The 22,776-nt window shown below is 69.5% G+C and carries 22 protein-coding genes; 10 read left to right on the top strand and 12 right to left on the bottom strand.

Annotated elements, in window-relative coordinates:
- Positions 1-15: 15 nt before the first annotated feature.
- On the top strand, positions 16-987 hold the full coding sequence (locus DEU34_RS02555; protein ID WP_121148581.1) for an LLM class F420-dependent oxidoreductase: 972 nt from the start codon (positions 16-18) through the stop codon (positions 985-987).
- A gap of 6 nt (positions 988-993) precedes the next feature.
- On the opposite strand, the gene DEU34_RS02550 is transcribed toward DEU34_RS02555, so the two are convergent.
- From DEU34_RS02550 to DEU34_RS02530, 5 genes are all read right to left on the bottom strand, one after another.
- Positions 994-1,608 (bottom strand): hypothetical protein, encoded by a 615-nt coding sequence (locus tag DEU34_RS02550; RefSeq protein ID WP_121148579.1) that lies wholly within the window; start codon positions 1,606-1,608, stop codon positions 994-996.
- A gap of 72 nt (positions 1,609-1,680) precedes the next feature.
- On the bottom strand, positions 1,681-4,512 hold the full coding sequence (locus DEU34_RS02545) for a M14 family zinc carboxypeptidase (RefSeq protein WP_147423989.1): 2,832 nt from the start codon (positions 4,510-4,512) through the stop codon (positions 1,681-1,683).
- Positions 4,513-4,679: 167 nt separating this feature from the next.
- Entirely contained in the window at positions 4,680-5,645 is a 966-nt protein-coding gene (locus DEU34_RS02540; RefSeq protein WP_121148575.1) for a carboxypeptidase-like regulatory domain-containing protein, read from the bottom strand.
- Positions 5,646-5,729: 84 nt separating this feature from the next.
- Positions 5,730-5,981 (bottom strand): hypothetical protein, encoded by a 252-nt coding sequence (locus tag DEU34_RS02535; RefSeq protein WP_121148573.1) that lies wholly within the window; start codon positions 5,979-5,981, stop codon positions 5,730-5,732.
- A gap of 51 nt (positions 5,982-6,032) precedes the next feature.
- Positions 6,033-6,581: a helix-turn-helix domain-containing protein gene (locus DEU34_RS02530; protein ID WP_183042316.1), complete on the bottom strand. Its 549-nt coding sequence runs from the start codon at positions 6,579-6,581 to the stop codon at positions 6,033-6,035.
- 222 nt (positions 6,582-6,803) lie between these two features.
- On the opposite strand from DEU34_RS02530, the gene DEU34_RS02525 reads away from it, so the two are divergent.
- The gene (locus DEU34_RS02525; RefSeq protein ID WP_121148569.1) at positions 6,804-7,835 is read left to right on the top strand and encodes a TerC family protein; all 1,032 of its coding nucleotides are present in this window, start codon (positions 6,804-6,806) and stop codon (positions 7,833-7,835) included.
- A 131-nt stretch (positions 7,836-7,966) separates the two neighbouring features.
- On the opposite strand, the gene DEU34_RS02520 is transcribed toward DEU34_RS02525, so the two are convergent.
- Entirely contained in the window at positions 7,967-9,136 is a 1,170-nt protein-coding gene (locus DEU34_RS02520; protein WP_121148567.1) for a glycoside hydrolase family 3 N-terminal domain-containing protein, read from the bottom strand.
- Between the two features lie 67 nt (positions 9,137-9,203).
- Here DEU34_RS02520 and DEU34_RS02515 point away from each other — a divergent pair, with 67 nt between their 5' ends.
- Positions 9,204-10,022: an endo alpha-1,4 polygalactosaminidase gene (locus DEU34_RS02515; RefSeq protein WP_121148565.1), complete on the top strand. Its 819-nt coding sequence runs from the start codon at positions 9,204-9,206 to the stop codon at positions 10,020-10,022.
- Positions 10,023-10,034: 12 nt separating this feature from the next.
- Here the strand turns inward: DEU34_RS02515 and DEU34_RS02510 are convergent, their stop codons facing one another.
- The gene (locus DEU34_RS02510) at positions 10,035-10,421 is read right to left on the bottom strand and encodes a DoxX family membrane protein (protein WP_183042315.1); all 387 of its coding nucleotides are present in this window, start codon (positions 10,419-10,421) and stop codon (positions 10,035-10,037) included.
- Positions 10,422-10,508: 87 nt separating this feature from the next.
- Here DEU34_RS02510 and DEU34_RS02505 point away from each other — a divergent pair, with 87 nt between their 5' ends.
- Positions 10,509-10,964 (top strand): SRPBCC family protein, encoded by a 456-nt coding sequence (locus DEU34_RS02505; RefSeq protein ID WP_121148563.1) that lies wholly within the window; start codon positions 10,509-10,511, stop codon positions 10,962-10,964.
- Positions 10,965-11,017: 53 nt separating this feature from the next.
- Here DEU34_RS02505 and DEU34_RS02500 read toward each other — a convergent pair whose 3' ends face one another.
- Complete coding sequence (locus DEU34_RS02500) at positions 11,018-11,395, bottom strand: PPOX class F420-dependent oxidoreductase (protein WP_121148561.1); 378 nt, start codon at positions 11,393-11,395, stop codon at positions 11,018-11,020.
- A gap of 112 nt (positions 11,396-11,507) precedes the next feature.
- Here DEU34_RS02500 and DEU34_RS02495 point away from each other — a divergent pair, with 112 nt between their 5' ends.
- Positions 11,508-11,993, top strand: coding sequence for a MarR family winged helix-turn-helix transcriptional regulator (locus DEU34_RS02495; protein ID WP_121148559.1), 486 nt, complete (start codon positions 11,508-11,510; stop codon positions 11,991-11,993).
- Positions 11,994-12,005: 12 nt separating this feature from the next.
- Here the strand turns inward: DEU34_RS02495 and DEU34_RS02490 are convergent, their stop codons facing one another.
- Entirely contained in the window at positions 12,006-12,329 is a 324-nt protein-coding gene (locus DEU34_RS02490) for an ATP-dependent DNA ligase (RefSeq protein ID WP_121149678.1), read from the bottom strand.
- A 316-nt stretch (positions 12,330-12,645) separates the two neighbouring features.
- Between DEU34_RS02490 and DEU34_RS02485 the strand changes: the two genes are divergently transcribed.
- Both DEU34_RS02485 and DEU34_RS02480 read left to right on the top strand, forming a co-directional pair.
- Positions 12,646-13,677: a glycoside hydrolase family 6 protein gene (locus tag DEU34_RS02485; protein ID WP_121148557.1), complete on the top strand. Its 1,032-nt coding sequence runs from the start codon at positions 12,646-12,648 to the stop codon at positions 13,675-13,677.
- A 130-nt stretch (positions 13,678-13,807) separates the two neighbouring features.
- Positions 13,808-14,824: a response regulator transcription factor gene (locus tag DEU34_RS02480; protein ID WP_121148555.1), complete on the top strand. Its 1,017-nt coding sequence runs from the start codon at positions 13,808-13,810 to the stop codon at positions 14,822-14,824.
- Positions 14,825-14,904: 80 nt separating this feature from the next.
- Here DEU34_RS02480 and DEU34_RS02475 read toward each other — a convergent pair whose 3' ends face one another.
- A complete protein-coding gene (locus DEU34_RS02475) occupies positions 14,905-16,380 on the bottom strand; it encodes a glycosyltransferase family 2 protein (RefSeq protein WP_121148553.1) in 1,476 nt (491 codons plus the stop codon).
- Positions 16,381-16,502: 122 nt separating this feature from the next.
- Complete coding sequence (locus DEU34_RS02470) at positions 16,503-17,234, bottom strand: fructose 1,6-bisphosphatase (protein ID WP_121148551.1); 732 nt, start codon at positions 17,232-17,234, stop codon at positions 16,503-16,505.
- A gap of 180 nt (positions 17,235-17,414) precedes the next feature.
- Here DEU34_RS02470 and DEU34_RS02465 point away from each other — a divergent pair, with 180 nt between their 5' ends.
- Together DEU34_RS02465 and DEU34_RS02460 are read left to right on the top strand one after the other, a co-directional pair.
- Entirely contained in the window at positions 17,415-19,076 is a 1,662-nt protein-coding gene (locus tag DEU34_RS02465) for a cell wall metabolism sensor histidine kinase WalK (RefSeq protein WP_121148549.1), read from the top strand.
- Positions 19,077-19,088: 12 nt separating this feature from the next.
- Complete coding sequence (locus DEU34_RS02460; RefSeq protein WP_121148547.1) at positions 19,089-20,207, top strand: hypothetical protein; 1,119 nt, start codon at positions 19,089-19,091, stop codon at positions 20,205-20,207.
- On the opposite strand, the gene DEU34_RS02455 is transcribed toward DEU34_RS02460, so the two are convergent.
- The gene (locus DEU34_RS02455) at positions 20,208-20,834 is read right to left on the bottom strand and encodes a hypothetical protein (RefSeq protein WP_121148545.1); all 627 of its coding nucleotides are present in this window, start codon (positions 20,832-20,834) and stop codon (positions 20,208-20,210) included.
- Positions 20,835-20,910: 76 nt separating this feature from the next.
- Between DEU34_RS02455 and DEU34_RS02450 the strand changes: the two genes are divergently transcribed.
- Positions 20,911-22,686, top strand: coding sequence for a DUF4012 domain-containing protein (locus DEU34_RS02450; RefSeq protein ID WP_259460008.1), 1,776 nt, complete (start codon positions 20,911-20,913; stop codon positions 22,684-22,686).
- Positions 22,687-22,776: the final 90 nt, after the last annotated feature.

Below are 22,776 nucleotides of genomic sequence, written 5' to 3'. Positions count from 1 at the left end.
ACGAGGGAGCACAGCATGACCCGTTTCGGCTACACCCTGATGACCGAGCAGAGCGGCCCTCGCGAGCTCGTGCGGTACGCCGCGTCGGCCGAGGACGCGGGATTCGACTTCCTCGTCTCGAGCGACCACTTCTCCCCGTGGCTCACGAGCCAGGGCCACGCCCCCTACGCGTGGACCGTGCTGGGTGCGGTCGCGAACGCGACGTCGAAGGTGGAGCTGATGACCTACGTCACCTGCCCCACCCTGCGCTACCACCCCGCCGTCGTCGCGCAGAAGGCGGCGACGCTGCAGATCCTCTCCGACAACCGCTTCACGCTCGGCCTCGGTTCGGGTGAGAACCTCAACGAGCACGTGATCGGCGAAGGCTGGCCGTCGGTGCAGCCTCGGCAGGAGATGCTCGTCGAGGCGATCGAGATCATCCGAGCGCTGCACACCGGCGACCTCGTCACCTACGACGGCGAGTACTTCCGCGTCGACTCGGCTCGCATCTGGGACGCGCCCGACGCCGGCGTGCCGATCGGCGTGGCGGTCTCGGGAGCGAAGTCGATCGAGAAGTTCGCCCCGCTCGGCGATCACCTCATCACGACCGAACCCGACGCCGACCTGGTCTCCGCATGGGACGACGCGCGGTCGGGTGAACCCGCGTCGCGCAAGATCGGCCAGATCCCCATCAGCTGGGACCCCGACAAGGATGCGGCGATCGCCCGGGCCCACGATCAGTTCCGCTGGTTCGCGGGCGGCTGGGCGGTGAACTCGGATCTTCCGACCCCGGCCGGTTTCGAGGGTGCGAGCCAGTTCGTGCGGCCCGAGGACGTCGCCGAGTCGATCGCGTGCGGCCCCGATCTCGACGCCCTCGCCGAAAGCGTCCGCCCGTTCGTCGACGCCGGTTTCACCGACATCGCGATCGTGCAGGTCGGCGACGAGCAGCAGGAACGCTTCGTCGCCGAGATCGCCGAGCCGCTGCTCGAGAAGCTCCGCGCCCTCTGATCCCGGTCAGAGGAGCGACCGCGTGACCGAGACGGAGCTGCTCGTCGTCCCGCCCGGCCCGCGCACGGTCAGCGTGTACAGCTGCTCCTCCTCCCGACAGTCGAACGCGAGTCCGGCGTAGCCGTCGGACGACACCGGCACCGCGGCGGACGGGACGACCGACGCATCCGTCGTGCCGACTCCGATCCACGCGTCGTCGGCGCCGGTCGCGCTCCACGTGAAGGTGAGGGCCGCCGTTGCGGACCGGTCGTCGGCGCACTGGGCGGAGGTCGTGCTCACCGCGAAAGCATCGATGAGCGGTGAGGCGGGCGCGGATGCCCCCGTGTTCCCCGGTGCGTCACCGGCGGTGGGCGGTTCGGTGGACGACGCCGGGCCGGAGGGCGGGTCGGAGGCCGGGGCGGAGGATGCTGCGGACGATCCCACCGGCGGCGACGATGCGGTGGGCGCCGTCGACGCCGAGGAGACGGGGGCCGCCGGCGCGGCCCCGTTCGCTATCGCCCACCAGGCCAGCAGGACCGCGACGGCGATCAACGCGGCGCCGCCCACGTAGCCCCAGACGATCCGCCGACGCACGGTCGATGCGACGGTCTCGGCGTCGGCCGGGTCGTTCGATTCGATCATCGGGCACTCCTCGGTCAGGCGGGACGGCGAGGGGAGGATGGGATGCGATGATCCCGCCCTCCCCTCGGTGGATCACTCGGCCGAACGCCGCGCCCGCGTGCGGGCGAGCACGAACGCGCCCGCTCCGAACATCATGAGCGCGGCCGCCCCCGCCCAGAGCGACCCCGGGCTCGACCCACCCGTGGTCGCGAGGCTCGAGTCGCTCGGCGGCACCACGAGCGCCGGCGCACCCGTCGTCGTCGGCTCCGGCGTCGGCTCCGTCGTGGGCTCCGGCGTCGGGACCGTCGTAGGCTCCGGCGTCGGGGTCGCCGTCGGCTCGGGCTGGACGACGGGCGGCTCGATGCTGCTCGCCGTCTCGGTGGCCCAGAAGATCGACCGTGCGATGTCGCTGAACGCCCCGACCGGGTGGTTGCGGTACGTCGGCGAGGTGCCGAAGAGGAACAGGCGGTTGCCCGCGAGCGACGAGGTCGCCGACACCGCCGCCGCCTGCCCTGCCGCATCGACTGACGAACGTCCGTCCGACGCGGCCCAGTGACCCGATACCAGCGGGTCGGTCGCCGCGTAGCTCGCCTCGACGGTCACACCCGCACCTAGACCCGTGAACCACGTGGCCGGGGAGACGAACGCGGTGTCCTGCGCGTAGTCGCCGAGCACGCCCGCCTCGGGGACGTCGATCGACACGATGCCGTTCGATCGGTTCGTACCGGAGGTGGCGGTGAGGGCAGCGAGACCGAAGGTCGACACGAACGACGCACCGGCAGTGCCTCGTCCGACGACGGGCTTGCCGGACTCCACGTAGGCGCGCATGGCGCCGAACGCCGTCGCCTGCGTCGCCGGGTCGATGGTCACCGCCGAGCCGATCCACAGGACGTCGATCGACGCGAGGTCGACCGCGCCCGACTCGATCGTCGCCGCCGTCACCGGCACGAGGTCGGTGAACCCGAGCTTGGTCAGCGCGTCGCGGTCGTCGGTGTTGCTCGCGTAGCCGACGCGCAGCGGACGCAGTCCGGCGACGCCCTCCTCGCGCAGCTCCGATCCGTCGGAGGCCGCGACGTCGACACCGTAGATGTCGGCGACCGCTCGGGCCGCAGCATCCGCCGCCGCATCGCGGCGGAAGACGACGGTGCCGTCCTCGAGCTGCGACAGTGCGATCCCCTCACCGAGCAGCTCGTTGATCGCCTGGTAGTCGGCGACGCCACGCGGCTCGAACGAGAGGTAGTCGCTCGCGGGAGCCACCGAGCCCGTGAGGGGCGCCTCGGAGATGGGCTCGAGGGCCGTCGTCGGGGCGGGGTCGGTCGTGTAGCCGAGTGCCTCGACGTCGGCTCCCCACAGCAGCGACAGGCTCCACGCGGAGATGTCGTACATGTCGGGCACGCGGTCGGTGATGTCGGTGCCGTCGGCGAGCAGCGCGTTCGCGAGCCCGCGGACGGGCTGGTGCATGTCGACGTAATAGGAGCCGGCGGGGTAGGTGACGCCCTCGGCGGTGAACGGCGCCGTGGTGCGCGAGACCTCGATGCCGTTGACGAGCAGCTGCTGCACGAGCGTCTGCGCGTCGGAGTCGGAGCGCTGCCCCGCACCCAGCGGGATGACGTAGGCGCGCGGGAACTCGGTCGTGTAGATGTCGTTCTCGTCCCAGATGTCGGTCCATTCCGTGGGCACGCCCTCGGCGAGGTCGTCCGGCGAGACGTCGGCGGGGATCTCGACGCTCTCGGTGCCGGTGAGCCCGCGCGCGAAGATCTCGATCTGGTTCTCCAGCAGCGAGGCGCTGTTGTCCTGCACGTAGTCGGCGACCGTGTCGATGACCACCTCGGCGACCTCGATGTTCACCTTCGCGCGCGCCGGCTGGTCGCCGCTACGGCCCAGCGGCAGCTCGACCGTGTTGGTCACGGCACCCTGGTACGCGACGTACTGCGGGGCGAAGATGGGCGGCCAGTCATCCCATCCCGAACGCTGGTCGCGGTAGGGGATGTTGATGAAGCCGGTGTTGGTCGACGTCACGTCCCCCGCCTCGGGGTCGTAGTAGGTGTTGCCGGGGATGTTCGCCTCGGTCACGGCCTTCTCGATGTCGAGTGCGGTCGCGTAGGCGTGCGGTACGAACAGGTCGTACTCGTAGTTCTCACCGTGGGGCGGACCGCACGGCTCGACCTGCAGCACGCTGGTGTATCCGTGCAGATCGATGAAGTACGTCGGCTGGATGATGCTGGCGAGGTCGCGGACGATGGACGCCTCCTTCGTCGCGCCGGTGATGAAGTCGCGGTTCGGGTCGTACCCGTTGGCGGTGCCGCGCTGTCCGAGCGCGCGCCCGTCGGGGTTGTTGGTGACCGTGAAGTAGATGCGGTGGTTGTCGAGAAGGTCTTGGACGACGGGATCGGCGCTCGTGGCAAGATCCTCGATGTAGTTGAGGGTGGCGTCGGTGCCCTCCCACTCGTTGCCGTGGATGTTCGCGTTGAACCACAGCGGCACCTTGTAGCCCTCGGCGAGCGCGGCGTCGGAGGCTGCCGCGGCGGGGTCGTACTTCACCTTGGTACGCCAGGCGTCCTGCTGAGCCGTCTCGGCGGGGGTCTCGCGCGACGTGACCGTCACCATGTAGATCTCGCGACCCTGGTAGGACGTGCCCACGACCTGCGACGACACACGATTGCTGCGGTCCATCAGGCGGTTGAGGAACGGCGCGATCTCGTCGTACGGCATCACGCCGCGCGCGATCGACGCATCGGTGGGCAGGTCGGGGACGACGGTGAGACGGGGCTGGGAGGGGTACTGCGTCGGCATCTCGATCGACGACGTGGGGCGCACGATCGAGAGCGCGGGCGGGTCGACCGCCGCGGTCGCCGGCGCGAACGCCAGCATGGAGGAGGCGATGGCGACGACGCCACCTATGGATACGAGGGCACGGGTTCGCACGAAGCGGACTCCATTCGAGAGGGGGAACTCGACGCGCGCTCGGATGTGAGCGCGCGAGACCACACCGTCCGGTGGGACGCGGATCGGGGAGACAGGCGGTGTCCCCACCCTAGGAAGCGTGTGTTTCGCTCCCGTGTCGGTCGGGTGTCGGGAAGACTATGCGCGGGCTATGCGGGAATCGGACGGTCGGCGATGCGCGCGACGCGGTCGGGTTCGACCGTCACCACGAGGGACGGCGTCCGCGCGACGCCGTCGACCGCCACGGCGTAGCGCCCCGGGGCGAGCCCTTCGAAGAGCACGCGCCCGGTGTGGTCGGTGAGTCCGTCCCGCTCGACGCGGAGGCAGCCCTGCCGCGCCAGCGTGACGTCTGCGTGCGTGGCGAACGCCCCGTCATCGGCGCACAGGTGGAGCTCGACGGCGCCGGCCATCGGCACCACCACCGGAGCGACCTCGACGTCGCTGCGACTCGAGAGCTCCACGCGCTCCTCCGAGAGCGCGTAAGGCAGCCACTCGTGGCCGCAGCGCCGGTATACGAGCAGCTCGTACCCGCCGGCCGGAGCCCGGAGGGCGAAGCGCCCGGCACGGTCGATCTCGACCACGAGCGTGTCGCCGTCGAAGGGATCGACCGGGGTGGGCTCGTCCAGCAGGGCGACGGCGTACTCGCCCGCCGCGCCCGACACGACACCCGATACCCGCCCGGCGGCGCTCAGCACCGCGTCGACGTCCACGGTCTCGACACCGGCGTCCACGATCACGCGGGCCGCATCATCGCCCCGACGGACGTTGGGGAACCAGGCCTCCGCGTATCCGAAGGGAGCGCCGGGCAGAGCGATGTCGGCGGGACGGAACAGCACCGCGTAGCGACCGGCGGGGACGTCGCTGATCGCGTAGCCGCCGTCGGATCGCGCCGTCGCGCTGTACGCCCGGCCGGTGGTCTCGTCGATCGCGACGATGTCGCCGGCGATCGGCTCCCCCGTCTCCGAGGCGAGGCGTCCGAGGATGCGGCCCGTCCCCGGCTCCGCGGCAACGGCCGCGGTCGGTGCGAGGAACGATCCCGCGACGACCGCGGAGGCGAGGAGGGCGGCGGCCCGGCGCAGCGCCCCGGGCCGGTGCGAGCCGTTCGAGTGGTTCACGTGCCCGCTCCCGCTGAGGTCGATCCGCCGCCGTGGTCGGCCGCGGTCGCCGCACCGTAACAGTTCCGGATGGCGCGGAGGTGACTACTCGGTGTCGCTTTCGTGCTCGATCTCGCCGGCGGCGATCGCGTCGGCGTAGGTGCGCAGGTCGGGTCCGGGTTCGTAGTCGATGAACCGGTCCTTCAGGCGGGCGTTCAACTCGGCGAAGGCTTCGTCGGCCGTCGCCTCGGGGTGGGTCTTCGCGACGTCGACGACGGCTTCGCGCAGCACTCGGTTCGCGTCGTCGATGATCTTCGCACGCGCCGGTTCGTTCCAGGAGATCTCTGAGGTCTTCATGCCGCGAGCGTACGTCGCACGAAGTCGGCGAAAGTCGGGGTTGCGCGCGCGCTACCGACGGTGAGAGGCGGCGTCGGGCCCGGTCTTCTCGTCGACCCAGCCCTGCAGTTTCCACGCCGGCACGCGGAAGACCCGGGCGATCGCCGCGACCGAGTACCGCGCCTCGAGCACGGCCGCGACCGCGAACTGCGGCAGGGTGTCGAACGTGCGTCCGGCGAGTGCTCCCTTGCGCAGGTCGGCGAACGTGCGCGGCGCCCGCTCCGTCGGCCCGTGGTCGCCCCCCGTGGCCGGCACCGGGGTCGGGTTCGGGACCGGCGCCGCGGGCGCAGCATCCGCCGACGTGTCGCCGACCGAGACGAACGCCCCCGCCGGCACCCCGAGCGCATCCGCCGCCGCGTACAGCGTGAACAGCGTCGTCGCACCCTCGCCGCGCTCGAGCGCCGACAGCGCGGGAGCATCGACGCCGGCGAGCGTCGCGAACTCCTGCAGCGACAGTCCCTGCGCCGTCCGTTGTGCATGGATGCGGCGGCCGACGGCCGCGACGCCGGCACCCGCTCGCGCGGCCCTCTCCGAGCGTTCGTGCGATGCGATCGTCCCCATACGATCCTCCCCGCCTCGGATCGTAGCGCTACCACAGGAACGCCGCATCACCGAGCCCCTCGTGGATGCCGTATCCTGGAGGAGCAAGGGGAGTACTCCCACTCGCGGCGCTGCCGTCATTACGGACTCGACATCGGGTCCCGGCACGTCGGTCCCGACCCCGGTCGTGATGGAGGAGACCTTGACGTCACTGCTACGTCCTCTCACCCCTGGAGCTCTCCCATGGAGATCACGCCTCTCATTTGGCTCATCACGATCGCGGTCACCATCGCGTTCTTCGTCTACGAATTCTTCGCGCACGTGCGCACACCGCACGAACCGAGCGTGGGCGAATCCGCCCGCTGGTCGGCCTTCTACATCGGGCTGGCGCTGCTGTTCGGTGTCGTCATCGGCGCGGTATGGGGCTGGGACTTCGGCGGCGAGTACTACGCCGGATACCTGACCGAGAAGGCGTTGTCGATCGACAACCTCTTCGTGTTCCTGCTGATCATGACGGGCTTCGCGGTGCCCAAGAAGTACCAGCAGAAGGTGCTGATGATCGGCATCGTCATCGCGCTCATCATGCGTGGCGCGTTCATCGCCGTCGGCGCGGCGCTGATCGACAACTTCTCGTGGATCTTCTACCTCTTCGGCGCGCTGCTGCTGTTCCTCGCGTACCGCCAGGCCTTCTCGCACGGTGAGAGCGACCCCGCCAACGGCAAGTTCATGCGGTTCGTTCGTCGCCACCTCGCCGTCACCGAGGAGTACCACGGAGACAAGCTCACGGTGAAGCTGGACGGCAAGCGGTTCGTCACCCCGATGCTGCTCACCATCGTCGCGATCGGCTTCATCGACCTCGTCTTCGCCGTCGACTCGATCCCCGCGATCTACGGCCTCACGAACGAGGCCTACATCGTGTTCACGGCCAACGCCTTCGCGCTCATGGGTCTGCGTCAGCTGTACTTCCTCATCGGCGGTCTACTCGAGCGTCTCGTCTACCTCGCCCAGGGGCTGGCGGTCATCCTCGCCTTCATCGGTGTGAAGCTCGTCTTCCACGCCCTGCACGTCAACGAGCTGCCCTTCATCAACGGCGGCGAGCCGCTGCTGTGGGTGCCCGAGATCCCGATCTGGTTCTCGCTGCTGTTCATCGGGGCGACCATCGCCGTCGCCACGGTCGCGAGCCTGGCGAAGACCCGCAACGACGCCCGGAAGAAGGACCGCACCCGCATCGAGGGCGAGCCCGTCATCCACGCCGACGAGGACTCGAAGCACTAGCCCCCCGCCTCTCGCCCGCAGCCTTTCGGTCGCGAGGGGCGGAGATCTCACGAGCGGAGGACGATTCCCCAGGGATTCGTCCTCCGCTCGTGATTTGCCCTCCTGCGGTGACGGATGCTGCGCCCGCGCGCTCAGCCCAGCGAGGCCTTGGCCTCGACCACCCGGCGGGCGGCGGCGTCGACCTTCGCCGCGAACGCGTCATCGGTCTGCGCGCGCGACAGCACCGCCGCGTACATCTCCGGGAACACCGTCGGGTCGGCCGAGACGAGCACCAGGTCGACCCCGGCCTCGATGGAGAGCAGGGCGCGGTCGCCGGGCGCCCAATCGCGGATCTGTGCGGCCGCCGAGAGGTCGTCGGTCGTGACCACGCCCTCGAACCCGAGCTGCTCGCGCAGCAGCCCCGTCACGACGGTGGGCGAGAACGCGGCGGGCGCGGCAGGGTCGATCCGCGCGTAGACCGCGGTCGACATCATCACGACCGCCGGGCCCTCGGCGAGGAGATCGCGGTAGACGGCCACGTCGGGCGAATCGGCACCGACCGCGTCGTCGACGACGCCCGACCGCGTGTCGGTGTTCTGCGTCGCCCGCCCGAGACCGGGGAAGTGCTTCAACGTCGGCATGACGCCGGAGGTCCGCATCCCGGCGGCGAAGGCTCCGGCTTTGTCGGCGACGGTCGCCTGGTCGAAACCGTACTCGCGGTTCAGAGCGCCGATCGGCGGATTCTGAGGTCCGGCCTCGGCACTCGTGACGATGTCGGCCACCGGAGCGAGGTTCATGTTCACCCCCGCCTGCGCGAGCTGGGCGCCCCAGCGGGTGGCGTCCGTCTCGAGCGTCGCGGTATCGGAGCGCGCCTGGGTGAGGGCGGTGGGCATGTCGTCGAAACCGGGACCCGAGAGCACCTGCACGTCGCCGCCCTCCTGGTCGGTCGCGACCCACAGTGGCGGGTCGCTCTCGAGGTGGGCGTCGTGGAAGGTCTGCACGAACGCCGCGGCGGGTTCGACGCCGGCAGAGGAGCGGCCGTGCAGGAAGATCCCGCCGACATGCTGCTGCGACACCGCGTCGAGGGTGATCGGATCGGGCCCGCCGACCGCCGTGCCCACCATGAACAGCTGCCCCACCCGCTGTTCGAGCGACAGGTCGGCGATCGGGTCGGCGGGCGTGGGGGTCGGGGACGCGGGTGCGGCGGTCGTGGGGGCGATGCTCGACGGCTCCGCGGTCGGCGACGGGGACGACGCCGCGCATCCGACGAGTCCGAGGAGCGCGACGACGGCCAGGGCTGCAGGGGGGAGGATTCTCGTCACTTCTCCATGGTGGCAACCCGATCGTCCCGCGGGGCCCGGGTTGCGCGTGCGCGTTAAGCTCTCCCCGATGACGAGCGCTCGGATCGGCCTGAACCTCCTCGCCCTGGCGCTCGGGGCCTGTGCGGTGACGTCATGCACGTCCCCCGACCCGCCCGCCCTGACGGTCACCCCTCCCCCGTCCGCCGGGGTCGCCGACTATCAGCTCGGTGAGGCATACGCACCCGATGACCGGGTGCGGATCGTCGGACGAGACCGGTCGGCCGAACCCGCGGACGGGCTGTACTCGATCTGCTACGTCAACGGGTTCCAGACGCAGCCCGGCGAGCGCAAGGAGTGGCCGGAGCACCTCCTGCTTCGCACCGACGCCGGCGAGCCCGTCATCGACCCCGGCTGGCCCGACGAGGTCATCCTCGACACGAGCACGGCAGCGAAGAGGGATGCCATCGCAGACATCGTCTCCGCGTGGATCGAGGGGTGCGCAGCATCCGGGTTCCAGGCCGTCGAGTTCGACAACCTCGACACGTTCACCCGCACCGGCGGCGCACTCTCGCTCGACGACAACCTGTCGCTGGCGGCGGCACTCGTCGACGTCGCCCACCGGGCGGGGCTGGCCGCGGGGCAGAAGAACGCGGCCGAGTACGCGGCGCACCTGAGAGGCACCGCCGGATTCGACTTCGCCGTGACCGAGGAATGCGCCGCCTACGAGGAATGCTCGGACTACGCCGCCGTCTACGGGTCGGCCGTGATCGATATCGAGTACTCCGACGCGCTCCCCCGAACGTTCGCCGAGATGTGCCGAGACCCCGAGTCGCCCGCGTCGATGGTGCTCCGAGATCGACAGCTCACCGCGCCCGGCGATCCCGACCACGTCTTCGCGGTCTGCTGACCGCCCGGCCTGCTACGCGCAGCGACGCGTCGACCACCACGCCCATGCCACCAGCACAGGCTGGAAGAACAGCCTCACGTACCGCCGGCGATCGGTGTCGAGGCCGAAGGCCGAGCGCCCCTTCCGCCACTGGTCGAGGTTTCCCGGGAACACCGCCACGAAGAACGCCGCGAGAAGCGCACCGATGCGCCGGCGCTCCCCGGGGAGGGCGACCAGCGCCAGGCCGAACGCGACCTCGACAACCCCCGAGGCGACGACGACGGTGTCCTTGTCCAGCGGCATGCCGTCGACGAGGGCGTCGGGCACCTGTGCCTGGAAATCCTTCCTCGCCCACAGGAGGTGACTCAGTCCGGCGAAGACCATGGCGGCGGCGAGCACCCATCGGGCGACTGTTCTCATGCATTCGAGGGTAGTTGTCAAGGCCGGGGCACGCGACGGCCGGCCCGCGCCACGATGGGAGCACATCCCGTAACAGGAAGGCAGAACATGGCCCGGATCATCGAGACCATCGACGTGGACGTCCCCGTTCGTGTCGCCTACAACCAGTGGACGCAGTTCGAGGAGTTCCCCGAGTTCCTGAGCTTCGTCGAGTCGATCGTGCAGACCGACGACAAGACGCAGCACTGGAAGGTGAAGATCGGCGGCCAGGAGCGCGAGTTCGACGCCGAGATCACCGAGCAGCACCCCGACGAGCGCGTCGCCTGGAACAGCATCGCGGGCGAGGAGAACCACGCCGGCGTCGTGACCTTCCACAAGCTCAGCGACACCACCTCCCGCGTCACCGTGCAGATCGACTGGGAGCCCACCGGCCTGCTCGAGAAGGCCGGAGCGCTGGTCGGCGTCGACGACATCGCCGTCAAGCGCGACCTCGCCAACTTCAAGAAGTTCATCGAGTCGCGGGGATCCGAGACTGGTGCGTGGCGGGGCGACGTCGAGAACTGACGCTCTCTCGCGAGTGGACGGCGGCGGGAGCGATCCTGCCGCCGTCCGTCGTCTCACGCCCGGAAGTCGGGCGAGCCCAGCACCCGGTCGGGACGGATCTCCAGCACGACCCGCTCCGGGTTCACACGCGGCTGGCGGTAGCGCCGCGCATACAGGTCGACCGCGTGCGCGACGGCGTCCGCATCGTCGAGCACTCTCGCGGTCCCCTCGAAGCTGATCCAGCGCCGACCGTCCACCGAGCAGATCGATGCGCGCCCGCTGCGCTCGGCGTTAAGGAACTTCTGCGAGCCGCGCGCTCCGATCACCCGCACCACGTCGTCCTCCCAGGTGAAGCCCACGGGAACCGCGTGGATCCGGTGGTGCCGCCCGATGGTCGAGAGCGTGGCGAGGTGGTACTCGGACAGGAAGGCGCGAGCGGCGGCGGTGATCATCGTCCCAGCGTGCCAGAGTGGAAGTTCTTCACTCGCCTAGTAATCACCGAGCCTAAGTAGAATGGCCCCGGCACGAACCAAGCACCCTGAGCCCACAGGGAAGGAGTGACCGGTGACCATCACTGACACCGACACCGACACCGACGACAATTTCGAGACGAACGAGGCGATCCACGACGCCGCCCGGTCGGTGGAGCTGCTGCGACTGTCCGAAGCACGCCTCTCTCGACGCCGGCAGACCGACTGCGGTCCCAGCGAGAACGCCCGCGCGGCCATGCGCTACATCCTCGAACGGGCCGACGTCGGCGAGAGGGTGACCCCGAGCGAGATCGCCGCTCATCTCGGGGTGTCGGGCGCCTCGGTCACCGGGATGCTCGACCGACTGCACGCCGGGGGGATGATCGCGTTCGAGGCGCACCCGCGAGACCGGCGCAGCAAGCTGGTCGTCCCCTTCGACCGATCGACCGACGCGGATGACGTCGACCCGGTGACGGCCAAGATCCGCCAGTTCGCCGGCGACCTCTCGCCCGAGGCGGCGGCCCAGATCGCCGATTTCCTCGAACGCGTTCGCGAGGTCGTCGACGCGGAGTGCGCCTGAGAGCGGCGAGCGTCAGCCGACGATGGGCTCCGACGGGGCGTCGGCGTCGGGCTCGGGCGTCACGGCCAGCCCGTTCGGGCTCCCGGCCTCCAGCATGAGCTGGTCGACCCAGCGACGGTTGAGCGACGGCGCGCGGCTTCCATAGAAGTGGAAGACCAGCGGGATCGACGGATGGATCCAGATCGACCGCGAACCGCTTCCGTCGCCCGCGGCGAACTGGAACATGAACGACTCGTTCCGGCGCAGCTTGTTCATGAACACGATCCGCAGGTGAGACAACGCGCGGTCCTCGATGTCGAAGGAGTGACCTTGCGCGTTGTAAATCAGTTTGCCCACGATCACAGACTACCGCGCGGCCCGACTTAACTAATCGGATCGCCGGGGGTTAACTATCTCCCACAGCGCGGAATCCCGCGGCATCTCGCGGCCCCGCGGGGCCGTCCGACCTTCCCGCGAGTTCGCCGAGAATCGATGCACGAGAATCCACTTTTGTCCCCCAAACGGGGGACCGCGAGCCTATGATGGGCGGGACGGCCCGGCACCGGTCGTCAGCCCTCGCCGGCGTGTGACTCTGTCCACCCGACGAGGGCACTCTTTTTCCGTTCCCCTCCGGATCGCACCGGTCGGCCCACCGCGAGTAGAGTCCCTTCTGATGGGTACCCCGACGTCTCGTCCGACGACGCGTCGACGGACCACAAAGACCCTGCTGATCGCCGCCGCCGCGCTGCTGGCCATCGGGCTCGTCGCCGTGATCGCGTTCGTCGGGATCAACGCCCAGACCTTCTTCCACGCACTGGGCGCCCGCCCGCCCGCGGTCGGCACGACGATCGTCGCCCCGGACGAGTCCAAGGCCGCCCGGTCGGCCGCCTCCCCGACGGGGTTGAGCGACGACGAGACCGCCGCGGCGGCCTACCTCGCGGCACAGCCGACCGCCTATTGGTTGACACCCGAGCTCGACCCGATCGACGAGGTCTGGGACCGGATCGCGCATCTGGCCGACGAGGCGCGCGGTCAGGATGCTGCGCTCGCCGTGGTCGTCTACGGTCTGCCGGGGCGCGACTGCGGCAACCATTCCGCCGGCGGCCTCGACCCCGACGCGTACGTCGAGTGGACCGACCTCATCGGGCGGGCCCTGCGCAACGCTCAGGACGTGCAGAAGATCGTCGTCCTCGAGCCCGATAGCCTCGCCCTCGCTCCCGACTGCGGCAACGTCGACGAGAGGGTCGAGCAGCTCTCCGGCGCCGCCGACCGCCTGGCGGGCATCGATACCTGGATCTACCTCGACGGCGGGCACTCCGATTGGCTGCCCGCCCAGCAGATGGCCGACCTGATCCGCCGGGTCGGTGTCGCCGACCACGTGCGAGGCTTCGCCACCAACGTGTCGAACTACCAGACCACGACCGCCGAATTCGCCTACGCGCACGAGGTGGCCGCCCTCCTCGGCGGCGACGTGCACGCGATCGTGGACACGTCGAGGAACGGCGCCGGTCCGGCCGGCAGCGAGTGGTGCAATCCCGCAGGCCGCCTGGTCGGAGACCCCGGGGGCACGTACGGCGACGACGTGGTCGACACGAACCTCTGGATCAAGCCGCCCGGCGAGAGCGACGGCTCCTGCAACGGCGGCCCCGACGCCGGCGTGTGGTGGCCGGAGGGCTCCGCCGAGCTCACACGCGAGGTTCGGTGAGGCTGCGGAGCCCCCGCTCACGCCGTATGTACAAGTATGGAATGATAACGCTGGACCGAGCGGTGCCACCGGTCTGCGCGACCTCCGGTTCGCAGCATCCGCTCACCCGATCAGCCCGGAGAGCAGGGACATGAGCGATTCAGCGGACGTCAAGACCGCCGTCATCGTCGAGGACGATCCCGACATCCGGCACCTTCTCGTCGAGGTCCTCGAATCGGCCGGCTTCTCGACCGTGTCGGTCGGCAACGGCATCGACGGCGTGCGGGCGGTCATCGCCTACCAGCCGTTGATCACCACCCTCGACGTGAACATGCCCGGCATCGACGGATTCGAGGCCGCTCGCCGCATCCGGGCGCAGAGCGACACGTACATCATCATGCTGACCGGCCTGGAGGACGAGGCCGATGTCGTGCTCGGCCTCGGCGCGGGCGCCGACGAGTACGTCGTCAAGCCGTTCCGGCCGCGCGAGCTCCGGGCGCGCATCGAAGCACTCCTCCGCCGTCCCCGCGGCGGCGACGCCCAGGCCAATGCACCTCGGCAGGATTCCGTCGGCCCCTCGTTCCCCGGGGCGCGTTCGACAGGTCAGACGCAGTCGATACCGACCGTCCGTCAAGCCCCCGACGCCCCGTACCACCAGGGGGCCACGGCGCAGCCGTCCGCGGCGGGATTCGAGGAGCACCGCCTGCCGCCGACCGCCGCGATGCCCGGGTCGGCCGTCGTCGTCCCGTCCTCGCAGGGCCCCGCCTCCTACCCGCCTGCGGGATCCGAGGTGGCGGTCCGCCCGAGCGGCGCCGTCGTCCCCGCCGGCGCGAACTGGGTGCTGCACCGGGACCTGCAGCTCGACCCCGAGACCCGCATCGTCCTGGTCGCCGGCCAGGAGATGGATCTGACCCGCACCGAATTCGACCTGCTCGCGACGCTGCTCGAATCCAAGCGGCGCGTGCGCAGCAAGGCCGACCTCACCCTGGTGCTGAGGGGCGAGTCCTACGTGACGAGCTACTTCGTCGGCGACGCCGACAAGCGGGCCATCGAAGCGCATATGACCAACCTCCGCCGCAAGCTGGGCGACAACCCGGCCGCGCCGCGCTACATCGAGACGGTGCGCGGCGTCGGCTACCGCCTGACGTCCGAACTCACCTCGGCGTGATCCGCACCCACCACGCATAACGGATGCCTCGGCCCTCCCCAGGGCCGAGGCATCCGTGTTTCTGACACGTCGGGTCGTGATCAGACCTTGTATCCGTGGTAGCGACGGACGAGCTTGAAGAACATTCCGAGGGTCTGGAGCACGGTGACCACGCCGACGATCGGCCAGCCGATCCACAGGATCGTGGACTGGGCCATCGGGCCGATCAGGATCCAGACGATCGTCATCGCGATGGCGACGGCGATGAGGACGATCAGCGGCGTCCAGTGCCCGAGACCGCCACCCTTCTCGGCCTTGGCCTGCATGGCCCAGTTGTCGACCTTCTTCCGCGAGAAGAAGCGGCTCCAGGAGCGGACGAAGTGGCTGAGCCGCACCCACATGAACATCTCGGCGGGAAGGAAGGTCGCCGCGAAGAGGACGTCTCGGCTGTTGCTGTCCTTCATCGTCCGCGCGATGCGAACGTTCAGCAGGATCGCCATCCCCGAGGGGATGAGCCACCACGGCGAGAAGACGAAGGCGTTGATCGACAGCGAGCCGGCCAGGAGCGTCACGAAGGCGACGCGCACGAACAGGTTGGTGAGCATGCCGAAGTTCTCGAGCCACCGCAGACGCAGGTTCGGGTGAAGGGGCTGACCCTTGGTGTCACCGCGCTGGCCGGGCCACATGAGCTCGATCGCTCCGTAGGTCCACTTGACCTGCTGCGCGTCGTAACCGGAGAGCGTGGTCATGCCGCCGACGTTGGCACGGGCGTAGGGACTGATCTTCGTGAGGTAGCCGGCGCTCTTGATCTGCAGCGAGAGGAGCGAGTCCTCGACCTCGGAGTCGCGCACCCAGGGAGAGTTCTGGTGGTTCTGCCGCATGGCTTCGCGCAGCGCGTGCGTGGAGAAGATCGAGAACTGCCCGCCGAGAACGGCCATGTTGCGCCCGCGCAGCAGGTTCTGCAGGTTGAAGGCCGCGAACTGCGTGCGCTGGCCGGCGATGAGGAACTTCGCGATGGTGCCCTTGATCGGGCGGTCGTCGATCGAGTAGATGGCCGAGATCCCACCGATGCGCGAATCGGCGACGGCTTCGCTCTCGAGGTACTCGACGGCCTGCTTGTCGGCGATGGTGTCACCGTCGACGCCGAGCAGGTAGTCGTACCCCTCCACGAGCGAGTAGCCGTAGTTGAGCGCGCCGACCTTCTTGTCGGGGTTCTTGCCGATGTCGTGGACGAAGACCTCGGTGAACTGCTCCCCCAGGTCGGTCGTGATCTCGTGCGGACCGCTGTACTCCGAGGCGATCTTGACGGTCGCGTCGGACGTGTTGTTGACGACGACGTGGATGACGTCGGGCACGCGGGTCTGCTTCAGGAGCGCCTCGATCACCTCGGCGATCGACTCCTCCTCGTTGTACGCCGGAATGACGCATCCGATGGTGGAGCGGTGGCCGCCGTTGTCCTCGAGCACCGCGGAGAAGTCGTCGGCGAAGCCCGCCGCCGAGTTCGCCTGGATGGGCTCGTGGGTGAACGAGGAGGGCGCGAACGCCTGCGTGGCGAGGGAGGTGCGCGTATCGCTCATGGGGTGTCTTCCAATCGGGTTCTTCGACCTTCCGGCCGAGACCCACTCTGGCGGACCCCCCTCAGGGATTCAGCGCGCGTACCTCATGCTTTTCCGCAAGATTGCCTCAAGATCGTCGCGGCTCATCCGGCCGAGCCGGCGGGGTAGATCGCGATGGGCACGTACTGGTAGACCGTCTGCTGCGAGAAGGAGTTCTCGTCGTTGGCGCCGCCTTCGACCCAGATGTTCATCGCGAACTCCAGAGTGACGCCGTAGGTGTCGTTCGGCATCTGGTGCATCGTCGTCTCGGGGACGAACAACCCGCCCTGGAAGCTGTTCAGCAGCAGACCGCGGTCGGACCGGTTCGTGTCGGCCGGCACCAGCGTGCGCGGGTCGGCGCTGAACTGGAACGGGCTCTGCACCTGACCCGACGTCTGCGCGGTCTGAGACGTGATCGAGATCGACGAGATGTAGACGCGGCGCTTCTGGGTGAGCACCGCCTTCTCGTCCACACGGTTGTCGTGGGCGTTGACGGCGAATCCGAAGGTCTTCTCCCGATCGGTCGTCCACTCCTGGGTGCGCCGCGAGTCGACGGCCCACATGTCGAGCGTCACATCGAGCCCGTCGGCGACCTCGGTGGTGAGCGAGACCGACCCGTCGTAGGTGAACTGGGAGGCGAAGTCCATCGACTCCGAGGACTGCGGCTGCGGGGTGACGACCGCGCTCGGCGCGCTCGCCGGCTCAGCGATGCCCTGCACGCTGTTGAACGTGTCGACCAGCTGCGCGCACCCGGTGAGCGACAGGCCGGCGAGGGTGAACGAGGCGACGACGGCCGCGACGCGGACGGCGCGGCGCGAGGAAACACGAAGGCTCATGGGCCCACTCCTGAGGATGTGATGCGCGGGTGCGCGAAGGGTCGATTCGGCGACCATCACGCTGCGGGATGCAGGCCTCAGGGGGAGTCTGACCGGGGTCGATGAGCCGAGAGCATACATCGGCCGGAGCAGAGACAGGATGGCGCGCAAGAGAATACACCACCGTCGTAGACTCGCCGCATGGGTGCCGCGATTCGTCTTCCGGTGTCGTCGCCGGTCGACATCGTGGAAGACCCAGACAACGCGTCTCCGAGCAGCCGTACGCGATCGATCTGGCTCTTCCAGCTCGTCCTGGCCGCCAGCGTGATCGTCACGGTCATCGTGGTCCAGGCGCTGCAGCCGCAGCTGTTCGCCGCCTGGACCTTCGCCGCCGGGGTCATGACGATCATCGTTCTGACGGTCGCGACCCTGGTCGTGCCCTGGCAGCGCGTGCCCCGCAACGCCGTCGTGATCATGCCTTTCCTCGATCTGATCGGCATCGGGCTCCTCGCCTTCGACAGCGACATGCGCTTCGGCTTCTTCTGGGTGTTCCCGGTGACCTGGATCGCCTCCTACTACTCCCTCCTGCACCTCGGCGGCGCGCTCGGGACGGTCGGCGCGATCATCCTCATCGATGCCAGCCTCAACGGCCCCACGCCCTTCTCGGCGCTACGGCTCCTCGTCGTGATGCTCTCGCTCACCTTCATCGGCCTCACCACCTACCTGACCGCACGCCAGAACAACGCGTTCAAGAACCTCCTGCGCCGTCAGGCCTCCCGGCTCCAGAGCACGCTCCAGCGCGTCACCGGGCAGGAGAGGCGCGTGTCCGAGATGCTCAACGGCCTCGACACCGGCATCGCCCGCCTGTCGTCGGACGGAGAGGTCCTCGCGCTCAACGACACCTACGTCACGCTCTATGCCGTCGACCGCGACGACCCCAAGCGTCCGGGGGCGTCGGTGGAGTACGCGACCCTCCGCGGCGAGCCCCTGCCCGAGCCCGACCGGCCGTTCATGCGCGCGGCCCGGGGCGAGCAGTTCGAGGACGAGCGCGTCTGGCTGTACGACACGCACGGACAGTGGCACGCACTGTCGGCATCGACGCGTCGCCTCACCTCGAGCGCAGACGAGCCGGCCACGACTCTCCTCATCATCCACGACGTCACCGCCCTCATCGAGGCGGAGCGCGCGAGGGAGCAGATCGCGACGGTCGTCTCGCACGAGCTCCGCAACCCCCTGACGGCGATCATCGGTCACGCCGACCTGCTCCTGGACCACGACGATCTCCCGGCCCGCGTCCGGGAGCAGATCGAAGTCATCGACAACGCCGGCCAGCGCATGCAGAAGCTGATCTCGGAGATCCTCGCGGGCTCCCGCGCGCGGTCGGACGAGTCGAGCGCCCAGAGCTCCGCCGACGTGCGACGCATCATCGATGCATCCGTCCAATCCTTCCGTCCGGCCTCCGACGGGCGTCGCATCGCGATCATCCTCGACGTGCCCGGTCACCTCCCCGTCGTGGGCGACGCGTTCCGGTTACGGCAGGCGTTCGACAACATCCTCAGCAACGCGATCAAGTACACCCCCGGCGGCGGAACCGTGCGCATCAGCGCGACGAAGACCGACGACCGCCTCGTGATCGCGTTCGCCGACACCGGCGTCGGCATCTCGCCCGCCGACCTGCCGCGCATCTTCGACCCGTACTTCCGCACGCAGTCGGCGCGCGAGAGCCCCACCCCCGGCACCGGCCTGGGGATGGGGATCGTCCGCGATATCGTCGAGCAGCAGGGCGGTACGCTCGACGTGGACAGCGAGCAGGGAACCGGTACCACCGTGACGGTCTCGTTGCCGATCGAGACAGAGGCATAAACGGGGTTCTTCATGGGGTCGATCGCCGTCGCCAACCTCGGCATCGCCCAGGCGGTCGTCGCGTCGCTGGGCACCGTGATGATCGTCGGTCTCGGCTTCCTCCAGCGCCCGTCGAGGGCGTCGCTGCTGTGGTCGCTCGCCTTCATCCTCGCCATGGTCAGCACGTGGATCACCCTCGCGGGCGAGGCGTTGGGGCTCGAGGAGCTCCGGCGCCTGGGCCTCGGCCTCATGCTCGGGGCCCCGGCCCTGATCTGGTCGGGCTTCCGCGCCCGACGCCGGGCACGCGCGTTCCCGTGGATCGCCGCCCTCCTGGCGGCCGGGTGCGCCGTCGTCCTCATCGTGCTGACCGACCCCCCGGCGTACAGCCTCGGGTTCCGCACGGTGTTCCTCGCCTCGGGCGTCTTCGCCGCGCTCACCGTCGTCGAGATCCGGCGCTCCCCCGACCGGCACGAGCGGCTCGTGCTCCCCCTGCTGCTGGTCTCGTCGGCCTTCGTGGTGCTGGGCGTGTTCTCCCTCCTGGCGGGTCTGATCTCGCCGCCCGGCAGCGTCGAAGACCTCGCACTCGTGCGGCTGCTCAATTCGCTCGGGATGCTGGCGTACCTCGTCTGCGTGACCGTGACCCTCCTGTTCTTCACCTCGGTGTCGAGTGCGGGCGTTCAGACGGCCCGATCGTGGACGCAGTTCGTCGTCGCCGCCACCGACCGCCTCGCGCGCGCACGCGCCGCCGGCGAGACGAGCTGGGTGCTGCTGTCGGTGCAGATCGACGACCCCGACGAGATCCGCGCGGCCGCCGGTGAAGCATCCTTCTCCCGCATCGCGGAACGGTTCGACCACGCCGTCGTCTCCTCGTTCCCCGCCGAGGCCGACATCGGACGCGAGGGGCGGGGCCGCCTGGTCGTGCTGACCGCGCGGCCCGGTCCGGTGATCCGCGAGCACATGCGCACCCTGCTGCGCGAGGTGTCGACCATGGACGCCGCCCAGCAGATCTCCGTGCAGCTGTCGGCCAGCATCGGATGGGCCCCGGCCGACGTCGTCGGTTACGACTTCCCCGCGCTGCTCACCGCGGCGCAGCAGGCGTCGGCCGAAGCATCCGCCCTCGGTGGCGACCGCTGGCAGCGGATCGGCGCCTGACTACTCCGCGCCGCTGGCGATGGCGACGGTGAGCGTATCGGTGGCGGTCTGCTTCGCGTACTCGCTCGACGTCGGCGTCGTCTGCACGAGGTACTCGTACGTGAACTGCAGCGTGACGAAGGTCGCGCCGTCGGGCACCTCGCCCACGTTGAACGTCTGGGAGTAGCTGTAGGGGTCGAGCACGGGATACCCGGGGCTCACCGTCGACTGATCGACCTGCGCGGTCAGCGGCGCGAACGACTCGGTCGCGTTGCCGGGCACGGCGATCATCGACGCACGTTGCAGGTAGACCTGCTGGCCGTCGTTCGGTGTGACAGTGGTCACCATCGAGAGCTGGATCGGCTTCAGCGCCGTCGCCGTCCACCTGTCCATCGACAGGGTCGACCAGTAGTTCACGTCGGCGGCGACCGATCCCGCCTGGATCTTGCGCTCGGTCGAGCCGCTGGAGAGGTCGTTGGGCACCGGCTGCGGCGCCGCCGACTGCGTCGGGGAGGGCGAGGTCGAGACCACCGGCTCGTCGGTGCTGCCGACCGCCCAGGGCGGGGTCCCGCATCCGGTCATCACGATCGCGGCCGTCAGCGCGATGGCGCCCGCGCCCACCGTGCGGCGTCGATTCGAACCAAACATGTGCGGGCCTCTCCCTGGATGACTGCGATTCTATCCGCGGGCGGATGATCCGCCCACGACCGCCTAGGGTGATCGGGTGAGCGCATCGACTCCCGACGCCCCCCGGAGCCTGCCGGGCCGCGTCGTCGCGTGGTCGCTGGCCGCGATCCTCGCCCTCGCCGTCCTCGGTGCCCTGTGGATCGGCGTGCGCGGCGCGATGGCCTACGGGCACCTGACCGATGCACAGGATGCGGCGGCCGAGGTCGCCGCGAGTCTGAACGACCCCGCCACGGCCGCCGATGCGATCGCCGGCATCTCCGCCGACACCGCTGCGGCACGCTCTCTCACGAGCGACCCGATCTGGCGGGCTGCGGAGTCCCTGCCGTGGATCGGTGCGCAGCTGTCGGCCGTGTCGACGGTGACCGCCGCCGTCGACGACGTCGCGAGCTCGGCGCTCACCCCGCTGGCCGAGGTCGCGTCGTCGTTCTCGGTCGACGCCATCCGCCCGCGCGACGGCGCGATCGACCTCTCTCTGTTCACCTCGCTCGCTCCCGCGGCGCGTACCGGTGCCGACGCGATCGGAGCCGCCGCAGCATCCGTCGATTCGATCGACGCGTCGCGGTTGATCGGCCCCCTGCAGGCGCCGATCCTCCAGGCGCAGGAGCTGCTCGGGACGACCACGGTCGGCGCTGAGACCCTCGCCCGCGCGACCGAGCTCATGCCCGCCATGCTCGGCGCCGACGGGCCCCGGAACTACCTGGTGATCTTCCAGAACAACGCCGAGTGGCGCTCGCAGGGCGGCATCGTCGGCGCGATGGCCGTGATCAGCACCGACGGCGGACGGATGTCTCTCTCCGCGCAGGGATCGTCGGGCGACTTCCGGCGGTACGACTCGCCGGTGGTGCCGTTCTCGCCCGAGCTTCTCGGCGTGTACGGCGAGCGCCCCGGGCTCTACATCCAGAACGCCACCCAGGTGGCCGACTTCGCGCTCACCGGGCAGATCGCCAAGGAGATGTGGGCGCGCGAGTTCGGCACGCAGGTCGACGGTGTCATCTCCCTCGATCCGGTCGCCCTGTCGTACCTCCTCACGGCCACCGGTCCGATCACCCTGCCCACCGGTGACGTGCTGACCAGCGACACCGCGGTCGATCTCCTCCTCAACGGCGTCTACCAGCGGTACGAACGACCGGCCGACCAGGACGCCTTCTTCCAGGCGGCGGCGGCGGCGGTCTTCTCGGCGCTGTCGTCGGGCGCCGCCGAGCCGCGCCCCCTCCTCGAGGCCCTTGCGCGAGCCGGCGACGAGAACCGCCTTCTGCTGTGGAGCGCGCGGGACGACGACCAGGCGATCCTCGACGGAACCACACTGCAGGGCGGCCTGCCGGTGACGGATGCGGCACAGACGGCGTTCGGCGTCTACCTGAACGACGGCACCGGCTCGAAGATGGACTACTACCTGACCGCCGGCGCGGGTGCCGCGTGGTGCACCGGCTCCGACGGCGGATCGACCGCCGAGGCCGTCGTCACGATTCGCAATGACGCGCCCGCCGATGCGGCGAGCCTGCCGACGTACATCACCGGCGGGGGCAGCTTCGGGGTTCCGGAGGGATCGGCGCGCACGGTCGCCTACGTCTACCTGCCCTCCGGGGCCGAGCTCGTCTCGAGCGAGGCGTCGAACGCCGGCGATACGCCCGTTTTCGGCGGCGGCGTCGATGCGGGCCGCCAGGTGATCTCGTGGACGAGCGAGCTCGCGCCGGGCGAGGAGGCGACCCTGCGCGTGCGGGCGAAGACGCCCGAGACACCGCAGTTGGTCATGCACATCTCACCGACTGTTAACACGAATGAAACGCCGCGAGTTGCAACAACCTGTGAGTAGCCTCGATAATCCTTTATAGGGGACCCTCAGGATCCACCTCCACCGTCGTTCCCCTGCCTTGCACAACGCTGCGATTCCGCGGCGACATGC

This window comes from Microbacterium sp. AG1240 (assembly GCF_003635115.1).
In the GTDB taxonomy this organism is placed as follows: domain Bacteria; phylum Actinomycetota; class Actinomycetes; order Actinomycetales; family Microbacteriaceae; genus Microbacterium.
Note: the sequence above shows the minus strand (reverse complement) of the source record. Positions and strands in the feature narration are given on the sequence as shown.

Coding starts and splice junctions, on each gene's coding strand:
- DEU34_RS02515 (WP_121148565.1), top strand. CDS start 9,204: ATGACGAGCGCTCGGATCGGCCTGAACCTCCTCGCCCTGGCGCTCGGG.
- DEU34_RS02535 (WP_121148573.1), bottom strand. CDS start 5,981: ATGAAGACCTCAGAGATCTCCTGGAACGAACCGGCGCGTGCGAAGATC.
- DEU34_RS02475 (WP_121148553.1), bottom strand. CDS start 16,380: ATGAGCGATACGCGCACCTCCCTCGCCACGCAGGCGTTCGCGCCCTCC.
- DEU34_RS02500 (WP_121148561.1), bottom strand. CDS start 11,395: ATGATCACCGCCGCCGCTCGCGCCTTCCTGTCCGAGTACCACCTCGCC.
- DEU34_RS02455 (WP_121148545.1), bottom strand. CDS start 20,834: ATGTTTGGTTCGAATCGACGCCGCACGGTGGGCGCGGGCGCCATCGCG.
- DEU34_RS02460 (WP_121148547.1), top strand. CDS start 19,089: ATGGGGTCGATCGCCGTCGCCAACCTCGGCATCGCCCAGGCGGTCGTC.
- DEU34_RS02530 (WP_183042316.1), bottom strand. CDS start 6,581: ATGGGGACGATCGCATCGCACGAACGCTCGGAGAGGGCCGCGCGAGCG.
- DEU34_RS02525 (WP_121148569.1), top strand. CDS start 6,804: ATGGAGATCACGCCTCTCATTTGGCTCATCACGATCGCGGTCACCATC.
- DEU34_RS02550 (WP_121148579.1), bottom strand. CDS start 1,608: ATGATCGAATCGAACGACCCGGCCGACGCCGAGACCGTCGCATCGACC.
- DEU34_RS02470 (WP_121148551.1), bottom strand. CDS start 17,234: ATGAGCCTTCGTGTTTCCTCGCGCCGCGCCGTCCGCGTCGCGGCCGTC.
- DEU34_RS02480 (WP_121148555.1), top strand. CDS start 13,808: ATGAGCGATTCAGCGGACGTCAAGACCGCCGTCATCGTCGAGGACGAT.
- DEU34_RS02505 (WP_121148563.1), top strand. CDS start 10,509: ATGGCCCGGATCATCGAGACCATCGACGTGGACGTCCCCGTTCGTGTC.
- DEU34_RS02465 (WP_121148549.1), top strand. CDS start 17,415: ATGGGTGCCGCGATTCGTCTTCCGGTGTCGTCGCCGGTCGACATCGTG.
- DEU34_RS02485 (WP_121148557.1), top strand. CDS start 12,646: ATGGGTACCCCGACGTCTCGTCCGACGACGCGTCGACGGACCACAAAG.
- DEU34_RS02510 (WP_183042315.1), bottom strand. CDS start 10,421: ATGAGAACAGTCGCCCGATGGGTGCTCGCCGCCGCCATGGTCTTCGCC.
- DEU34_RS02555 (WP_121148581.1), top strand. CDS start 16: ATGACCCGTTTCGGCTACACCCTGATGACCGAGCAGAGCGGCCCTCGC.